Origin of the sequence: Vibrio breoganii (genome assembly GCF_001677275.1) — a bacterium.
Lineage (GTDB): Bacteria > Pseudomonadota > Gammaproteobacteria > Enterobacterales > Vibrionaceae > Vibrio > Vibrio breoganii.
The window spans coordinates 769,426-785,699 of the sequence record NZ_CP016177.1; the positions used below are offsets into that span (position 1 = coordinate 769,426).

General features: G+C 45.3%; 14 protein-coding genes. 9 read left to right on the forward strand and 5 right to left on the reverse strand.

All coding sequences use genetic code 11. The features are described 5' to 3' along the window. Positions 1–7 precede the first annotated feature (7 nt). The gene (locus tag A6E01_RS03655) at positions 8–1,066 is read left to right on the forward strand and encodes an HD-GYP domain-containing protein (protein WP_017027458.1); all 1,059 of its coding nucleotides are present in this window, start codon (positions 8–10) and stop codon (positions 1,064–1,066) included. Here A6E01_RS03655 and A6E01_RS03660 read toward each other — a convergent pair. Next, on the reverse strand, positions 1,063–2,466 hold the full coding sequence (locus A6E01_RS03660) for a sensor domain-containing diguanylate cyclase (RefSeq protein WP_017031112.1): 1,404 nt from the start codon (positions 2,464–2,466) through the stop codon (positions 1,063–1,065). The two genes, A6E01_RS03655 and A6E01_RS03660, sit on opposite strands and share 4 nt — an antisense overlap. 515 nt (positions 2,467–2,981) lie before the next feature. Here A6E01_RS03660 and tig point away from each other — a divergent pair. The 7 genes from tig to A6E01_RS03695 all read left to right on the forward strand — a co-directional run bounded on the left by tig (position 2,982) and on the right by A6E01_RS03695 (position 11,879). Continuing rightward, positions 2,982–4,283, forward strand: a complete 1,302-nt coding sequence (tig, locus tag A6E01_RS03665; RefSeq protein ID WP_017027460.1) for a trigger factor — start codon at positions 2,982–2,984, stop codon at positions 4,281–4,283. A 110-nt stretch (positions 4,284–4,393) separates the two neighbouring features. Next, complete coding sequence (gene clpP, locus A6E01_RS03670; RefSeq protein WP_017027461.1) at positions 4,394–5,017, forward strand: ATP-dependent Clp endopeptidase proteolytic subunit ClpP; 624 nt, start codon at positions 4,394–4,396, stop codon at positions 5,015–5,017. Positions 5,018–5,084: 67 nt separating this feature from the next. Beyond that, complete coding sequence (gene clpX, locus A6E01_RS03675) at positions 5,085–6,362, forward strand: ATP-dependent protease ATP-binding subunit ClpX (RefSeq protein WP_017027462.1); 1,278 nt, start codon at positions 5,085–5,087, stop codon at positions 6,360–6,362. Between the two features lie 235 nt (positions 6,363–6,597). Beyond that, complete coding sequence (gene lon / locus A6E01_RS03680) at positions 6,598–8,943, forward strand: endopeptidase La (RefSeq protein ID WP_017027463.1); 2,346 nt, start codon at positions 6,598–6,600, stop codon at positions 8,941–8,943. Between the two features lie 195 nt (positions 8,944–9,138). Further along, entirely contained in the window at positions 9,139–9,411 is a 273-nt protein-coding gene (locus A6E01_RS03685; RefSeq protein ID WP_017027464.1) for an HU family DNA-binding protein, read from the forward strand. A 159-nt stretch (positions 9,412–9,570) separates the two neighbouring features. Beyond that, positions 9,571–11,427 carry a peptidylprolyl isomerase gene (ppiD, locus tag A6E01_RS03690; protein ID WP_065209592.1) on the forward strand — a complete coding sequence of 619 codons (1,857 nt, stop codon included), beginning with the start codon at positions 9,571–9,573 and terminating at the stop codon, positions 11,425–11,427. Positions 11,428–11,573: 146 nt separating this feature from the next. Then, positions 11,574–11,879, forward strand: a complete 306-nt coding sequence (locus A6E01_RS03695; RefSeq protein ID WP_017027466.1) for a ComEA family DNA-binding protein — start codon at positions 11,574–11,576, stop codon at positions 11,877–11,879. 8 nt (positions 11,880–11,887) lie between these two features. Here the strand turns inward: A6E01_RS03695 and rrtA are convergent, their stop codons facing one another. Continuing rightward, on the reverse strand, positions 11,888–12,424 hold the full coding sequence (gene rrtA, locus A6E01_RS03700) for a rhombosortase (RefSeq protein ID WP_237334491.1): 537 nt from the start codon (positions 12,422–12,424) through the stop codon (positions 11,888–11,890). 6 nt (positions 12,425–12,430) lie between these two features. Between rrtA and A6E01_RS03705 the strand changes: the two genes are divergently transcribed. Next, positions 12,431–13,045 (forward strand): tRNA-uridine aminocarboxypropyltransferase, encoded by a 615-nt coding sequence (locus tag A6E01_RS03705; protein ID WP_065209594.1) that lies wholly within the window; start codon positions 12,431–12,433, stop codon positions 13,043–13,045. 7 nt (positions 13,046–13,052) lie between these two features. Here A6E01_RS03705 and A6E01_RS03710 read toward each other — a convergent pair whose 3' ends face one another. From A6E01_RS03710 to A6E01_RS03720, 3 genes are read right to left on the reverse strand one after another with little or no spacing between them, the layout of a single operon-like run. Then, positions 13,053–14,366: an anti-phage deoxyguanosine triphosphatase gene (locus A6E01_RS03710; protein ID WP_065209595.1), complete on the reverse strand. Its 1,314-nt coding sequence runs from the start codon at positions 14,364–14,366 to the stop codon at positions 13,053–13,055. Positions 14,367–14,388: 22 nt separating this feature from the next. After that, positions 14,389–14,976 carry a 5'-deoxynucleotidase gene (gene yfbR, locus A6E01_RS03715; RefSeq protein WP_065209596.1) on the reverse strand — a complete coding sequence of 196 codons (588 nt, stop codon included), beginning with the start codon at positions 14,974–14,976 and terminating at the stop codon, positions 14,389–14,391. A gap of 56 nt (positions 14,977–15,032) precedes the next feature. Further along, complete coding sequence (locus A6E01_RS03720; RefSeq protein WP_017027471.1) at positions 15,033–16,247, reverse strand: pyridoxal phosphate-dependent aminotransferase; 1,215 nt, start codon at positions 16,245–16,247, stop codon at positions 15,033–15,035. Between the last annotated feature and the right edge of the window lie 27 nt (positions 16,248–16,274).

The following is a 16,274-nucleotide window of genomic DNA, read 5'->3' on the forward strand; positions in this document are numbered from 1 at the left end:
GAAAGAGATGCCAGACGAAAAGACAATGCTACACCAGGATCAAGATAAGCCCTTGTTATTAATTGTGGATGACACCGCGGAAAACATTGATGTTTTAGCGGGGTTGTTAAAGCAAGACTATCGAATCCGAATAGCGACCAATGGTGAGTTGGCGCTGAAACTGGCTCAAGTCATACCGCTTCCTGATCTTATTTTGCTGGATATAATGATGCCTGAGATTGATGGCTTTGAGGTGTGTCGCCAGTTAAAAAGCCAAGATAATACTCAGCATATCCCTGTTATTTTTGTCACCGCAAAGATATCGCCCGAGGATGAGATCAAAGGCTTGCAACTTGGGGCGGTGGATTACATAGGAAAACCTATCGTTCCTCCCATCGCCAAGCAGAGAATTGAAACACATTTGGCATTATCAGACCAAAATAAGCAGTTGTATCTAAAGGTAAAAGAACAAACAAAAGTCATAAAACAAACCAACGTTGAGCTGCTTAAAAGGCTAGGAAGGGCGGCGGAATACAAAGATAACGAAACCGGTATGCATGTTTTGCGTATGGCGAATTATGCCTATATTTTAGCGAAGTCGTGCGGTATGCGGGATGAGCATGCTGATCTATTGAGAGAGGCGGCACCCATGCACGATATAGGCAAGATTGGCATTCCTGATGGCATTTTACTAAAGAAGGGGAAACTAGACCCTGAAGAGTGGAATGTGATGCGTACTCATGTGCAAATTGGCGTAGATATTCTGGGTGATAGTGAAGACTCTAAGCTCATGGAAATGGCTCGTATCGTTGCCTTAACTCATCACGAAAAATGGGACGGTACAGGTTACCCCAATGGCTTAGAGGGAGAGCATATTCCTTTAGTTGGACGCATCTGCGCTATTGCTGATGTATTCGACGCGTTAACGTCTGCTCGTCCATACAAACAGCCTTGGTCTGTTGAAGAAGCATTACAGTTTTTGGGTGAACAAAAGGGTCAACACTTTGATGCTACGCTGGTGGATCTGTTTTTAAGCCAAGAGCCTAAAATACGGGAGATCATGAGAAAATATGCTGAGCCTGATTAGTGGTTGCTGTTTTTATCTAGCGCATTGATAGTCTCTATCTCTGCTCGACGAAGGCCCTTAAGTTGTCGCTTGAGGGCTTTGTTTTTATACATATTAATGTCTGCTTCAGACAGCAAGTGATCAAAAGTGATGCTCTTATTGTGGTACAAGCTATAACCAATGCTGACTTTGATATTGACGAAGGCACCTTGTACCAGATATTGGCCTTGCTCAACTCTAGATTGGATGGACTGTACCAATTGCGCTAACTCGTCCTCGTTCTTAATTCGAGAAACAATAATAAGGAACTCATCGCCGCCCACACGCGCAATCGTATCGTTAGCGCGGACACTTTTTCGTAATCGCTTAGCCACTTGTTTCAATATGAGGTCGCCACTGGCATGACCGTAGTTGTCATTTATCTGCTTAAAACCATCAAGGTCGATATTCAGTAAAGCAAATCGTGTCCCCGAATGCTTAGCGTTCCCTATAATGTTTTTGAGGGTATAAATAAAGTAGCGACGGTTTGGAAGGCCTGTCAGTTCATCTTGCATAGAGCGCTGCCTAGCTTGCAGATATAGCATTGAGATGATGGCGAACATGGCGAGTATGATGGACAGTATTAAATAGCCGTACCATCTGACAGGATTGATAAGATACCAAAAGGCTGGATTGGCATCCGGCTTTTCAGCAATGAACACCTCCCAATCTCCGTAGTTAATTTCAACATCATTCACCAGCAGTGGCTTTTTCATCGCCTGTAGATCGCCAAATACTTGCGTAGGGGCTTCTTTCTGCCTTACAGCAATAGAGTAAACGGTATCTAATAGGTGAGAGTCTTCTACGACTTTCTGTATGTTAATCAACAGAAGAATGTGTCCTAGGTAGGAGCGACTGCCGATATCTCCTGTGAAAATGGGACTGCGCAGTATGTACAACTCGGGTGCATCTTCAACCTTGTGTATGGTGCCTTGAGCCCAGGTCTTAGGGTGACTTTTAAGCTTTTGTATCTGATTTTTAACCGTTGGAGAACTTGTAGTATCGAGCCCAATAGTAGGAGCATAGAGCAATTCAGGATAGACATAGGTGATAATGTCATCGATAGCGACTCCAACCGCCATTAATTGACTGTCATGATTAAGTAGGCTTTGACTGATTTTTTGTAGCTGTTGATTGGTGATACTGGGCTGAGTGCTAATGATGTTGGCTAATGTATAGGCTGAGTAGATTTTTTTCTGCAAGGATAAAGATAGCTCAGCCGAAACCTCAGCCACTTTGTTTTGCGCGTCAGACAAGCGGATGGTTTTTAATTGATTTTGTTTTACCGCGTACTGATTCTCAATGAAATAGGTTCCAACTATTCCACATAGCAGTATTGCAGAGGTGATGAGGGCTTTTTCTAGCCTTGACGTTAGTTGCACATTTTCCCACCGATTCGCATTGCGATTGCATTTACAGATATTACTTTTGACTGAAGTATAAATAGCATAGTGAATTCTCAGCAGTAAGGTAGGACTATTCTGTCGTGTAACAATACGCTGATCTGTAAAGTAGGTGAAGTTTGAGGGAGATCTCGTTTTTTGTACTTATATGGCATTTTTTATTTTTGCTGTTGATTTTATCAAACCTGCCCCCATTGTATCTTTCAGTGAGATTTCTAAAATATCTCGCCATCAATATTGAAGAGTGTTTAGGGGCACGTCTCGACACAGCTGGTCTATGTCGGTAGAATGTCGCGTCAATTTATTACTCTGAGGTTAATTGGAGATGTCTTGGCTTAAGATATCGCTAATTGATTCGTTGTTGCTTTGATAGCAACGGCACTCTTTTTTGTATTTAGGTGTCTCTTTGAGGCGCACACTAGGATGTTGTCACTCTCTGTAAGGGCTGTGACGCCATGCTCAGGAAACTGAGCTTTTGTTGAGGTTTAAAAATAATGCAAGCTACTGTTGAAACTCTAGAAGGTCTTGAGCGCCGTCTAACTATCACTGTTCCTGCTGCTAACATTGAAGATGCAGTAACAGCTGAACTACGTAACATCGCTAAAAACCGTCGTTTTGACGGCTTCCGTAAAGGCAAAGTGCCTATGAAAATGGTAGCGAAAATGTACGGTAAAGCGGTACGTAACGACGTTATGGGTGAAGTGATGCAGCGTCACTACATCGAGGCTATCGTTAAAGAAAAGATCAACCCAGCAGGTGCTCCAACTTTCGCACCAGTAGAAACCGCTGAAGGTCAAGATCTTGTATTTACTGCAACTCTAGAAGTTTTCCCTGAGATCGAACTTAAAGGTCTTGAGAACATCGCTGTTGAGAAGCCAGTAGTAGAAGTTAAAGATGCAGACGTAGACAACATGATTGAAACTCTACGTAAGCAACAAGCAACTTGGACTGAAGTTGATGCAGCTGCTGAAGAAGGCATGCGTGCAACTATCGATTTCTCTGGTTCTATCGACGGTGAAGAGTTTGAAGGCGGTAAAGCTGAGAACTTCCCACTAGAAATGGGCCAAGGTCGTATGATCCCTGGTTTTGAAGACGGTATCACAGGTAAGACTGCTGGTATGGAATTCGACATCGACGTAGCTTTCCCAGAAGACTACCACGCTGAAAACCTAAAGGGTAAAGACGCTAAGTTCTCTATCAAAGTGAACAAAGTTGAAGCTCGTGAGCTTCCAGAGCTTACTGACGAGTTCGTTGCTAAGTTCGGTGTTGAAGAAGGCGGTGTTGACGCACTTAAAGCTGAAGTACGCAAGAACATGGAGCGTGAACTTAAGCAAGCTGTTAAGACTCGCATCAAAGATCAAGCAATCGACGGCCTTGCTAAAGAAAACGACATCACTGTTCCTTCTGCTCTTATCGAGCAAGAGATCGGTGTTCTTCGCCAGCAAGCGGCACAACGTTTCGGTGGTAACACTGATGCTGCTGACCAGCTTCCTCGTGAACTGTTCGAAGAGCAAGCTAAGAAGCGCGTAGTTGTTGGTCTTCTTCTAGGTGAAGTAATCAAAGCTGAAGAGCTAAAAGCAGATGATGAGAAAGTTAAAGCTCTTATCACTGAAATGGCGACAGCTTACGAAGACCCAACTGAAGTTATTGCTTACTACGAAAGCAACGAAGAAATGATGAACAACATGCGCAACGTTGCTCTAGAAGAGCAAGCGATTGACGCTATCATCGCTAAAGCACAAGTGACTGACAAAGAAGAGTCATTTGATGCAATTATGAACCAACAGCCTGCTTAATGGCGTTGTGTTCACGTAGAAGGTTGACTTTTAAATAACACTTCTACTAATAATGGTCCGTATGAGATAATCATTCGGGCCATTTATTTTAGGGATAGGGATATAACACTATGAGCTACCAAGAAAAAAATGTAATGTCGCCGATCGTCGATGCACTCGTACCTATGGTGGTAGAGCAGTCTTCGCGTGGCGAGCGTTCTTACGATATCTATTCTCGCTTGCTTAAAGAGCGAATCATTTTCTTGACTGGACAAGTCGAAGATCACATGGCCAATCTCGTAGTGGCCCAGTTGTTGTTCCTAGAATCAGAAAATCCAGAAAAAGATATTTTCCTATACATCAACTCTCCTGGTGGTAGTGTAACTGCTGGCATGTCTATTTATGACACTATGCAGTACATCAAGCCGAATGTGAGCACTGTATGTATGGGCCAAGCGTGCTCTATGGGCGCATTCCTGCTAGCAGGTGGTGCACCAGGTAAGCGTTTTGCTCTTCCTAACTCTCGTGTGATGATTCACCAACCGTTAGGTGGTTTCCAAGGCCAAGCGTCTGATATTCAAATTCACGCTCAAGAAATTTTGACTATCAAAAAGAAACTAAACACACTTCTTGCTGAACATACTGGTCAGCCAATGGAAGTAATCGAGCGCGATACCGATCGCGACAACTTTATGTCTGCAGACGAGTCAGTTGAATACGGCTTAGTAGACTCAGTGTTGTCTCGAGGCAAATAAGCCCGTCGGTTCAAGTTTTTTGATATAAACTTTATTAGATTAAAGTTTAAAGCTAAGAGGTTAGCGAATGACAGATAAAAGCAAAGAGAGTGGCAAGCTTTTGTACTGCTCTTTCTGCGGTAAAAGTCAGCATGAAGTTCGCAAGTTGATCGCGGGCCCGTCCGTTTACATCTGTGACGAGTGCGTTGATCTTTGTAACGATATTATTCGTGAAGAGATCAAAGAGGCTCTGCCGAAGAAAGAGTCAGAGGCGTTGCCGACTCCACGAAATATTCGTGAACACCTTGACGATTATGTAATCGGTCAAGAGTATGCGAAAAAAGTGCTTTCAGTAGCTGTATACAACCACTACAAGCGCCTACGCAACGGTGATAAAACCGCTGACGGTGTTGAGCTAGGTAAGAGTAACATCTTGCTGATTGGCCCAACGGGTAGTGGTAAGACACTGCTTGCAGAAACGCTAGCTCGTTTCCTAGACGTACCGTTTACTATGGCGGACGCTACAACACTAACTGAAGCGGGTTATGTGGGTGAAGATGTAGAAAACATCATCCAGAAATTGCTTCAAAAATGTGATTATGACGTAGCAAAAGCTGAGCGCGGCATCGTTTACATCGATGAGATTGATAAAATCTCTCGTAAGGCTGAAAACCCATCTATCACCCGTGATGTATCAGGTGAAGGTGTTCAGCAGGCACTACTTAAACTGGTCGAAGGTACAATCGCTTCAGTTCCGCCTCAAGGTGGTCGTAAGCACCCTCAGCAAGAGTTTTTGCAGGTTGATACCTCGAAGATTCTATTTATCTGTGGCGGTGCATTTGCTGGCCTAGATAAAGTGATTGAGCAACGCGTTGAAACGGGTTCTGGTATTGGCTTTGGCGCGGAAATCCACGCGAAAGACGAGAACAAGAGCATCAGCGACATGTTCAAGCAAGTAGAGCCTGAAGATTTGGTTAAATACGGCCTTATCCCTGAGTTTATCGGTCGTCTTCCGGTAACGACGACTCTTACTGAACTTGACGAAGCTGCCTTGATTCAGATTCTTAGCCAGCCTAAGAATGCACTGACTAAGCAGTATGCAGCCTTGTTTGACATCGAAGACGTAGAGCTTGAATTCCGTGAAGATGCACTTAACGCAATTGCGAAGCGTGCAATGGAGCGTAAAACAGGTGCTCGTGGTCTTCGCTCAATTCTTGAGAACGTGCTACTTGATACCATGTACGAACTGCCTTCAATGACAGACGTAAGCAAAGTGGTTATCGACGAGTCCGTTATCAATGGTGAGTCTGAACCACTGATGATCTACAACGGCGGTGACAACCAAGCGGCGATTGCAGAATCGTAAGGTTGAGCCTTAGAAAATAAAAAGCGAGCAGTAGCTCGCTTTTTTTGTGTCTGTTGATCGCATACTTACGTATGAGATGACTTGTATTCCACTGTTTTACATTCTATTTCAGTCAAAACAACGAAAAACGAGCACTATTTGAGTAAGTTAGCTGATTCTTATTGTTACAAGTATTGATTCTATTTAAAGTGACCTTATATAAAGACCATAAGCCGAAAACGGAAGAGAGAGAACTATGAACTTGGAGCGTTCCGAGCGTATTGAAATACCCGTTCTACCATTACGAGATGTGGTCGTTTACCCACATATGGTCATTCCTCTGTTTGTTGGTCGCGAAAAGTCGATCAACTGCCTTCAGTCTGCGATGGATAATGACAAGCAAGTACTGCTTGTCGCCCAAAAAGAAGCGGACACCGAAGAGCCGACCAAAGATGATTTATTCCAAGTAGGTACCGTCGCCACCATACTGCAGCTTCTCAAATTGCCAGATGGTACGGTTAAAGTGCTGGTTGAAGGTCAGCAACGTGCGCAAATTCACTCTGTGCGCGAAGACGATTTCTTTATCGCGGATGCTGAGTTCCTAACCACGCCGGTGATGGATGATAAAGAAGAAGAGGTGGTTGTACGCAGCGCTATCAATCAATTCGAAGGCTTTATTAAACTGAACAAGAAGATACCGCCAGAGGTATTAACCTCTTTGAATGGTATCGATGATGCCCCACGTCTTGCGGATTCCATTGCCGCTCACATGCCTCTGAAACTTGCTGAGAAGCAGCGAGTGCTTGAGATCATCGACGTTAACGAGCGTCTTGAGTTCTTGATGGGTAGCATGGAGTCTGAGATTGACATCCTGCAGGTTGAAAAACGCATCCGTGGTCGCGTCAAAAAACAAATGGAAAAATCCCAGCGCGAGTACTATCTGAATGAGCAAATGAAAGCGATTCAGAAAGAGCTTGGCGATATGGATGATGCACCAGATGAGTTTGAAGCGCTCAAGGCAAAGATCGAAGAATCTAAAATGCCTACAGATGCTCGTGAGAAAACAGAGCAAGAGCTGCAGAAGTTGAAGATGATGTCACCTATGTCGGCAGAAGCGACAGTGGTGCGCAGCTATATCGACTGGATGGTGGGTGTACCGTGGGCTAAGCGCTCTAAGGTGAAGAAGAACCTAGCCAAAGCTGAAGAAGTGCTCAATGCCGATCACTACGGCTTAGAACGCGTTAAAGAGCGTATCCTTGAGTACTTGGCGGTGCAAAACCGTATCAACAAGCTGAAGGGACCTATCCTGTGTCTTGTTGGGCCTCCAGGTGTCGGTAAAACCTCTCTAGGTCAATCTATTGCAGCTGCAACAGGTCGTAAATACACTCGTATGGCACTGGGTGGCGTACGTGATGAAGCAGAGATTCGTGGACATCGCCGCACTTACATTGGCTCTATGCCAGGCAAGCTTATTCAAAAGATGTCTAAGGTCGGGGTGAAGAACCCTCTGTTCTTGCTTGATGAGATCGACAAGATGTCGTCTGACATGCGCGGTGACCCTTCATCAGCGTTGCTAGAAGTACTGGATCCAGAGCAAAACAACGCCTTTAACGATCACTATCTAGAGGTTGATTACGACCTGTCTGATGTGATGTTTGTGGCAACGTCGAACTCTATGAATATTCCAGGCCCACTGCTAGACCGTATGGAAGTGATTCGTCTATCGGGTTATACGGAAGATGAAAAGCTGAACATTGCCAAGAACCACTTACTTGACAAGCAGATCAAGCGCAATGGTTTGAAGCCTCAAGAGATTGAAGTTGAAGACTCTGCCATTGTAGGCATTATCCGTTACTACACTCGTGAAGCTGGCGTTCGTAGCCTTGAGCGCGAGATTTCGAAGATCTGCCGTAAAGCGGTGAAGAACATCTTGCTGGATAGCGCTTTGAAGAAAGTCGTCGTCAACCAAGACAATCTGAAAGAGTACTTGGGCGTGCAGCGCTTTGATTACGGTAAAGCTGATGACAGCAACCGTATTGGTCAGGTAACGGGTCTTGCATGGACTGAAGTCGGCGGTGATCTACTGACCATCGAAACTGAGTCTATGGTAGGTAAAGGCAAGCTAACACAAACCGGTTCACTGGGCGATGTTATGCAAGAGTCTATCCAAGCTGCGATGACGGTAGTGAGAAGTCGTGCAGAAAAGCTGGGTATCAACCCAGATTTCTATGAAAAGCGCGATATTCACGTTCATGTTCCTGAAGGCGCAACACCGAAAGATGGCCCAAGTGCAGGTATCGCTATGTGTACGGCACTGGTTTCAAGCTTAACGGGTAACCCTGTAAGAGCGGATGTTGCGATGACAGGCGAAATCACTTTGCGCGGTGAAGTTCTACCTATCGGTGGCCTAAAAGAGAAGCTACTAGCGGCGCACCGTGGTGGCATCAAAACCGTACTGATCCCTAAAGATAACGAACGCGATCTGGAAGAAATCCCTGAAAACGTTAAGAAAGATTTAGTGGTAAAACCAGTACAATGGATTGATGAAGTATTGACCGTCGCCCTGCAAAATGACCCGAGCGGAGTGTCCGTAGAAGGGTAAAAGAGTGATAAGTCGCAAATATTAGTACGTAAATTAAGCTGATGAGTACAAAATACTTGTCAGCTTTTTTATTGGGCGCTACTTTAACTAATGAGGCTGTAGCCCTTTCCTAATAAGGGTTACAAGCTAGATTCATAAAAACAATGGAATTGACCTACCTAAACTTTCACTCAGGTAGTAATAGGGGAATATATAGTGAATAAAACTCAACTTATCGAAAAAATCGCGGATAACGCAGATCTTTCTAAAGCTTCTGCCGGTCGTGCTCTAGATGCAGTGGTTGAATCAATCAGCGACTCACTGCAAGGTGGCGATCAAGTGGCTCTAGTGGGCTTTGGTACTTTCAGCGTCCGCACTCGTGCTGCTCGCACCGGTCGTAATCCAAAAACTGGTGAAGAAATTCAAATTGCAGAAGCTAAAGTACCTGCATTCAAGCCAGGTAAAGCACTTAAAGACGCAGTTAACTAATAAATTGCTCTCAAGTCACATCAGATAACAAATTATCGTTATCAAACCTTGTATTTATGCGCATCCTACTGGTGCGCATTTCTTTTTCTGATATCATCGGGTGAATGATTTTTAGAGCCTGAGTTCAATACAGGCCGCACTTCGGAGTTTCACACTATTATGATGGAAAGATTACGCGAAGGCGTAAATAGCATCGCAGTTAAGATCATTCTAGGTCTGATTATTCTCTCTTTCGTTTTTACCGGCGTAAGTGGCTATTTAGGTGGCGGGAACAGTACTGCTGCTAAAGTGGGAAATGCTGAAGTTTCTCGCGCAGAATTTGAAATGGCTTACCAGAATGAGCGCAATCGTGCCCAGCAACAAATGGGCGATTATTTTACTAGCCAGCTAGGCGACCCTGCATTTGTGCAGTCGTTCCGTCAGCGTGTGTTGGATCAAATGGTTAATCAGGTGTTGCTTGAGCAGTACGCTGAATCAATGGGCCTTCGCATCAGCGACCAACAGATTCGTGAAGTGCTGCTAAGCATGCCTCAGTTCCAAAGCAATGGTCAGTTTGATCAAGAGGTTTACCAAGCGTCTTTACGTCGTGGCGGTTACAACGCAGAAAGCTTTGCCGAGTACCTTCGTAGCGACCTTGTTCGCCAGCAAATCCTAAGTGCTATTGAGCAGAGCGAATTCGTGCTTCCTCAAGAAGTTGCTCAAGCATCAATGCTACTGACGCAAAAGCGTGACATTCGCACCATCACTATTGACCCAAATGAAATGGCAAAGAGTGTTGAGCTAACGGATGAACAGCTTCAAGATTTCTACCAAAACAACCCTGAGCGTTTCACTCGTCCAGAGCAGTTCAAGGTGTCATACGTTGAGCTATCTGCTGAGAAAATGAATCAGAGCGATGCGGTTACTGACGAAGAAGCTAAAGATTTCTACGAGAAGAACATCGACCGTTACTCTACTCAAGAGCAACGTAGCCTTAGCCATATCCTAGTTCAAGATGAAGCGAAAGCCGATGAACTATTGGCTGAACTAAAAGCAGGTGCTGATTTCGCTCAAGTAGCGAAAGACAGCTCAGAAGACTTTGGTTCTGCTGAAGAAGGTGGCGCACTAGGTTGGGTTGAAAAGGGCGTGATGGACCCAGCGTTTGAAGAAGCAGCATTTGCTCTACAAAACACGGGCGATTACACCGAAGTCGTTAAGTCTGATTTCGGCTATCACATCATCAAGCTAGACGACCTAAAAGCGGCGCAAGCTAAGCCGTTTGTTGAAGTAGCAGCAGAAATTAAGACAGAAGTTGCTGAGCAGCAAGCTGTTGACCGTTTCTACGCACTACAGAATGAGCTTGAGACAGTCGCGTTTGAATACCCGGATTCACTGGATGACGCTGCAGAAGCGGTTGGCCAGAAGGTGATCACTACAGACTTCGTTTCTGTTGCAGACGCGCCTGAAGTGCTGAAATCTCCTGCTGTTATGCAAGAGCTACAAACACCAGAAGTTCGTGAAGATGGTCTAAACTCTGCGGTTGTTGAAGTTGACCCTGAGCACATCATCGTTGTTCGCATTGAAGATTCTCGCCCTCAAACTGTACTTCCATATGAAGAAGTAGCAGCTCAAGTTAAAGAGCAGCTGCAACAGGTTGAAGGTCGTAATCAAGCGAACGAACTGGCGGCTCAAGTGGTTGAAGCGCTTGAAGCTGGCGACAAGACTTTGCTTGCTGAAAATAACTTAAGCTTCAGTGAAGTACAAAGTGTTGACCGTGGTTCTGATCTTTCGCGCACTGTATTTGCAATGCCTCGCCCTAGCGAAGGTAACCTGCACTACGCGAAATCAATCGACGCTGCGGGTAGCATCGTGATTATTGAGCTAAACAAAGTGGTTAGTGAGATTGACGACCAGTTCAACGCTCAAATCAGTGAACAGTTGCAAACAGGACACGTACAACAAGACCTTATGGGTCTAGTACAGACACTGCGTAACACGACTGATATCGAGTACTACATCTCTGGAGATGCGCAGTAATCATACCGCCGCATTTGCATTAAGAAACGGGCCGCTTTTAGCGGCCCGTTCTAGTTTCTGCCAGTGTTCATTCCAACTATGAGCGCTTTTTTCTAGCTTGAGTAGGGCACGTTTGTGCCTAATTGACTTAAGGGAAGGAGAAAGAGATGGGATTAACGATGATAAAGCGTTTGTGGGTCATTGCACTTTTAGCGCTAGTACCGGTTATAGGGTATGCCGCAGATGAGATGAAGGGCGATAAATACGAAGGTATTGAGATTGAAGTGAACATCAATACTGCCTCTAGTGACGAGCTCGCAACACTACTGCTTGGGGTAGGAGAAACAAAGGCAAAACAAATCGTCGCCTTTCGTGAGGTGCATGGTGAATTCAAAGATGCTGATGAGTTGCAGATGGTGAAAGGAATCGGGCAGGCGACAGTCGATAAAAATCGCGCTCGTATCCGGTTATAATTATAGAACTATTGCTTTAACAACTTACGGGCTAGCAGCGCGACTGCTAGCCCAGATAAGGAGCCAATCAGGTGTGATTCAGTGGATACCCTAGCATTGATAAGCTCAGCAGTAGATAAAGTCACGAGTCCGCTATTTTCAGCCAGTAACTTCAACCCTAAGCCCGCCAACAAAAACCAACTGCTACGCTTCCCTCTAGTGACTTCTTGATAGGCATATAGGGCAAACAACCCGTGCAGTACGCCCGATAAGCCATAGTAGATTTGGGTCTGCGTAAACAGTAGCCCAATACCGATGAAGGTCGAGATAAGGGCGATATAGATACTCAGTTTTTTCCATCGAGCATGAAATAAGTAGCTAATGATCCAGAGTCCAGCGAGGTTCATCAGCAAGTGATACGCATTAGTATGGGTAAAGTTGCCTGTTATTAGTCGCCACCATTGGTGTGTTGCGATAAGATCGTGCTCCCAACGTAGCGCAGTTGATACCGCTGGAATCATAAACGTCGCTAAGAGTAAGCTGAAGGCAATTAGGAATTTATACACGTAACTATGTCCCGATACTGTGAAAGGTGTGGCCGCGCCAAGAAAGCCTGTTTGTGTCAATGGATTCAGGCGGTTGAAAGCTCTATTGAGGTGGTTATTCTGCAGCACCCTAGTGAGGTGAATCAAGCGAAAGGTACCGCCAAGATTATAGAGTTGAGTGTTTCACCTAGTCACCTTTTGGTTGGAGAGGACTTTTCGGCTCATCCAGTGGTAAATCAATGGTTAGCTGAGCCCAATACGCTCAATCTCATCCTGTTTCCCACTCTTGATTCTGTGGAGCTGGGTGGCACGGTAAAGACCTTAGCCAATTATCACAAAACACGCTTATTTCTCATTGATGGAACTTGGAAGAAAGCCTTTAAGATGTATCAGTTATCCAGCAACCTTCACTCGTTGCAGCAGGTCCATTTACCTAAGGATTTAGAGGGGCGCTACACCATACGCAAGGCCCCTAAAGAGAATGCGTTATCTACCGTAGAGGCTGCTTATCACGCGCTTACCATAATGAACGCCTGTGATGCAAAACCCTTAATCAACGCCTTCGATAAAATGGTTGAGTTTCAGATCTCTCAATTGCCTGAAGGTACTTATGATAAGTACTTTGGCGGTCGCAATAGATAGTCAACAGCTAGCTTGCAAACATCTTTGAGTGCATCTTTTGCGCGTACCCATCGGTCATAGCAGAGATGTAGTCGCAGATGACTCTAAATCCTTGGTCTTGCTGATCCCTCGCTAGTCTCCACTTGTTCTTGGTTGCCTCTGGAAGCAGTCTTTCTGGGTCACCACTGAGCGCTTCAAAAAGGTCTATGACGATTTGCTGTCCCTTGTACTCAATGAGCTGAACCTCAGTGGCTTGAATCACATAGTGACTGACAAAAACCTTAAACACCTCGAGTACATCGAGCATCGGAGGATGAAGGGTGGCGTTGAATCGAACAAGAGGATGGCTAAATTCACTGTCGGTGACTTCGGTAATTTCCGCACTGGTGAGTAAGGCATTAACGATACTGCCAATGGCATCTTTTCGCAGATAATGCTCCCCAGAGAAGAGTTGCTCGCTTAAGCGGTTGATCTCAGCCTCCATCCAAGGGTGACCACAATCTGCAAGTTTGCTGGCGGCCGATTCGAGCCATTGCTGCTTAGAGACCAAGCCTAAAACAATGGCATCCTCTAGATCATGTACTCCATAGGCAATATCATCTGCTAACTCCATGATGGAACAGTCGAGTGACTTGAAACGGGTCTTCTTGGTGGTATATCGATTGCCCGCGTGTTGCTTAAGGCTACAAAATGGTTCTATGTCCTGTGATGGTAGCCCTTGAAGCACCCATTCAAAATACGCGTTGTCGATATCAAAGACACCCTTCGCAGGTGTCCAGCGACTTGCCTTAAGCTGTCTTGGATTATCTATGCCATCGGGTATGGAATCGCGCTCTACTTTACTCAGCAGTGACGGGTATTTGAGAAGCCCAAGCAAAGTGCGTCGGCACAGATTCATGCCGTGATGCTGAGTGTAGGGCTCTAGTTGGCTGACGATCCTAAAGGTCTGAGCATTGCCTTCAAATCCACCATGCTCACGCATCATATAATTGAGCGCAACCTCACCACCGTGTCCGTAGGGTGGATGGCCAATGTCGTGAGCAAGGCACAGGGTTTCAATCAAGCTGGTGGTAGGAAGTATTGAAAGAAGATCAGGGTGCTTAGATTGCAGCTGGGCGAGAATACCAGAGCCAATCTGCGCAGCCTCTAGAGAGTGTGTCAGTCGCGTGCGATGAAAGTCATTGCCACCAGCGCCATGCACCTGTGTCTTGGCCTGCAAGCGCCTAAAAGCAGCAGAATGGAGCACTCTAGCCCTATCTCTTTGATAAGGGTCGCGGTGATCATTAAGGCGTGCTTTATTCTCTTCGTTTATACGCTGTTGCCAGAGGTTTTCTACTTCCATGTGATTCAACTACTTTGTTAGATTAACTGATCTCATCAAGGGTCAACTCGAAGCTCGCGGAGAAGGTTTTTAGGAAATAACACATTTCCGGAGAGTCCCTCTCTTGCAGTGTTTGCTCTAAACGTCGCTTTGCTGCGGCAAACTCATGATTACCCGCTGAAAGCTCTTCCAGACACTTTAGATAGGCACAAATGCAGTCAGCTTGCTTTACTAGCGAGTGCTCTTCGTCTGTGGCTTCTCCGTTAATAAGAAATGGCTTAAAGTCATCGACTAATTCTTCTGGAACCATAGACAGAAGCTTCTCTTCCGCCGCGGCCTCGATCTTTTTGTATTCCTTGGCAATGTAGGGATTGTAGTATTTGACTGGGGTAGGAAGATCGCCTGTCAGAACCTCACTACTGTCGTGATACATGCCGAGTACTGCAATGTGTTCAGGGTTGACATTACCACCAAATTTTTTGTTTTTGATGATAGCAAGTGCATGAGCAACAAATGCGACCTGAAGGCTGTGCTCTGAGATGTTTTCCTTAGAAACAGAACGCATCAATGGCCAGCGCTGAATAAGCTTCATCCTAGCTAAGTGGGCAAAAAAGTGGCTTTCTTTGTGCATGCTAATCAACCTTGTAGTAAGACAAAAAAAGAGGCACTAGGCCTCTTTAACGTAAGTTATTGTGTGTACTGCGTGATGAAACGCTCGAAGCGTCCTATCGCCACTTCGAGGTCTTCGATATGTGGCAAGGTGACAATCCTAAAGTGGTCGGGCTTAGGCCAGTTAAATCCTGAACCCTGAACCAATAGCACCTTCTCTTGTTTCAAAAAGTCTAGCACCATTTTTTGATCATCATGGATTTTGTAGATCTTGGGATCTAATTTAGGGAACAGGTACAGTGCACCTTTGGGTTTGACACACGATACACCGGGAATAGAAGTGATCATGTCAAACGCTCTGTCTCGTTGCTCTAAAAGTCGACCACCCGGCAGTATCAACTCGTTGATACTTTGGTAACCCCCTAATGCGGTTTGCACGGCATGTTGCATAGGTACGTTGGCACACAGTCTCATAGACGAAAGCATGTCTAAGCCATCAATATAGCCTTTTGCAAGGTGCTTGGGACCGGTGATGAACATCCAACCACTGCGGAAGCCACAAATACGGTAGGCCTTTGATAGACCATTGAAGGTAACCATCACCACGTCGTCTGCCAGAGTGGCAATAGAGGTGTGAGTGGCACCGTCGTAAAGGATTTTGTCGTAGATTTCGTCGGCAAAGATAATAAGGTTGTGCTCGCGAGCGACCTCAATAATTTGCAACAATAGATCGCGACTGTAGACCGCTCCGGTTGGGTTATTAGGGTTGATCAGAACCAGACCACGCGTCTTGGGTGTGATCTTAGACTTGATATCTTCGATATCAGGGAACCAATCAGATTGCTCATCACATAGGTAATGAACTGGGTTACCCCCAGATAGAGATACTGCTGCCGACCACAAAGGGTAATCAGGCGCAGGTACCAGTAATTCGTCGCCATTATTCAGTAGGGCTTGCATCGCCATTACGATCAACTCGGAAACACCGTTACCCATGTAAACGTCTTCAACGTCTAATGAACGTAGCCCTTTTCTTTGATAATACTGAACCACAGCCTTACGAGCAGAGTAAATACCTTTAGAGTCACAGTAACCCTGAGAGGTTGGTAGATTTCTCAGTACATCGACTAGAATTTCATCAGGGGTATCAAAACCAAACGGGGCGGGGTTGCCGATATTTAGTTTAAGAATTTTATGCCCTTCTTCTTCCATGCGTTTAGCATGTTTGAGTACGGGACCACGAATGTCGTAGCATACATTATCGAGTTTTGATGACATCTCGATATTTTTCATTGTTAACCCTTAGAGTTTATCGATGTT

Bases quoted from the DNA above. Each gene is read 5' to 3' on its own strand.
- A6E01_RS03655 (WP_017027458.1), top strand. From the start codon at position 8: ATGCCAGACGAAAAGACAATGCTACACCAGGATCAAGATAAGCCCTTG.
- tig (WP_017027460.1), top strand. From the start codon at position 2,982: ATGCAAGCTACTGTTGAAACTCTAGAAGGTCTTGAGCGCCGTCTAACT.
- clpP (WP_017027461.1), top strand. From the start codon at position 4,394: ATGAGCTACCAAGAAAAAAATGTAATGTCGCCGATCGTCGATGCACTC.
- clpX (WP_017027462.1), top strand. From the start codon at position 5,085: ATGACAGATAAAAGCAAAGAGAGTGGCAAGCTTTTGTACTGCTCTTTC.
- lon (WP_017027463.1), top strand. From the start codon at position 6,598: ATGAACTTGGAGCGTTCCGAGCGTATTGAAATACCCGTTCTACCATTA.
- ppiD (WP_065209592.1), top strand. From the start codon at position 9,571: ATGATGGAAAGATTACGCGAAGGCGTAAATAGCATCGCAGTTAAGATC.
- A6E01_RS03695 (WP_017027466.1), top strand. From the start codon at position 11,574: ATGGGATTAACGATGATAAAGCGTTTGTGGGTCATTGCACTTTTAGCG.
- A6E01_RS03705 (WP_065209594.1), top strand. From the start codon at position 12,431: ATGTCCCGATACTGTGAAAGGTGTGGCCGCGCCAAGAAAGCCTGTTTG.
- A6E01_RS03710 (WP_065209595.1), bottom strand. From the start codon at position 14,366: ATGGAAGTAGAAAACCTCTGGCAACAGCGTATAAACGAAGAGAATAAA.
- yfbR (WP_065209596.1), bottom strand. From the start codon at position 14,976: ATGCACAAAGAAAGCCACTTTTTTGCCCACTTAGCTAGGATGAAGCTT.
- A6E01_RS03720 (WP_017027471.1), bottom strand. From the start codon at position 16,247: ATGAAAAATATCGAGATGTCATCAAAACTCGATAATGTATGCTACGAC.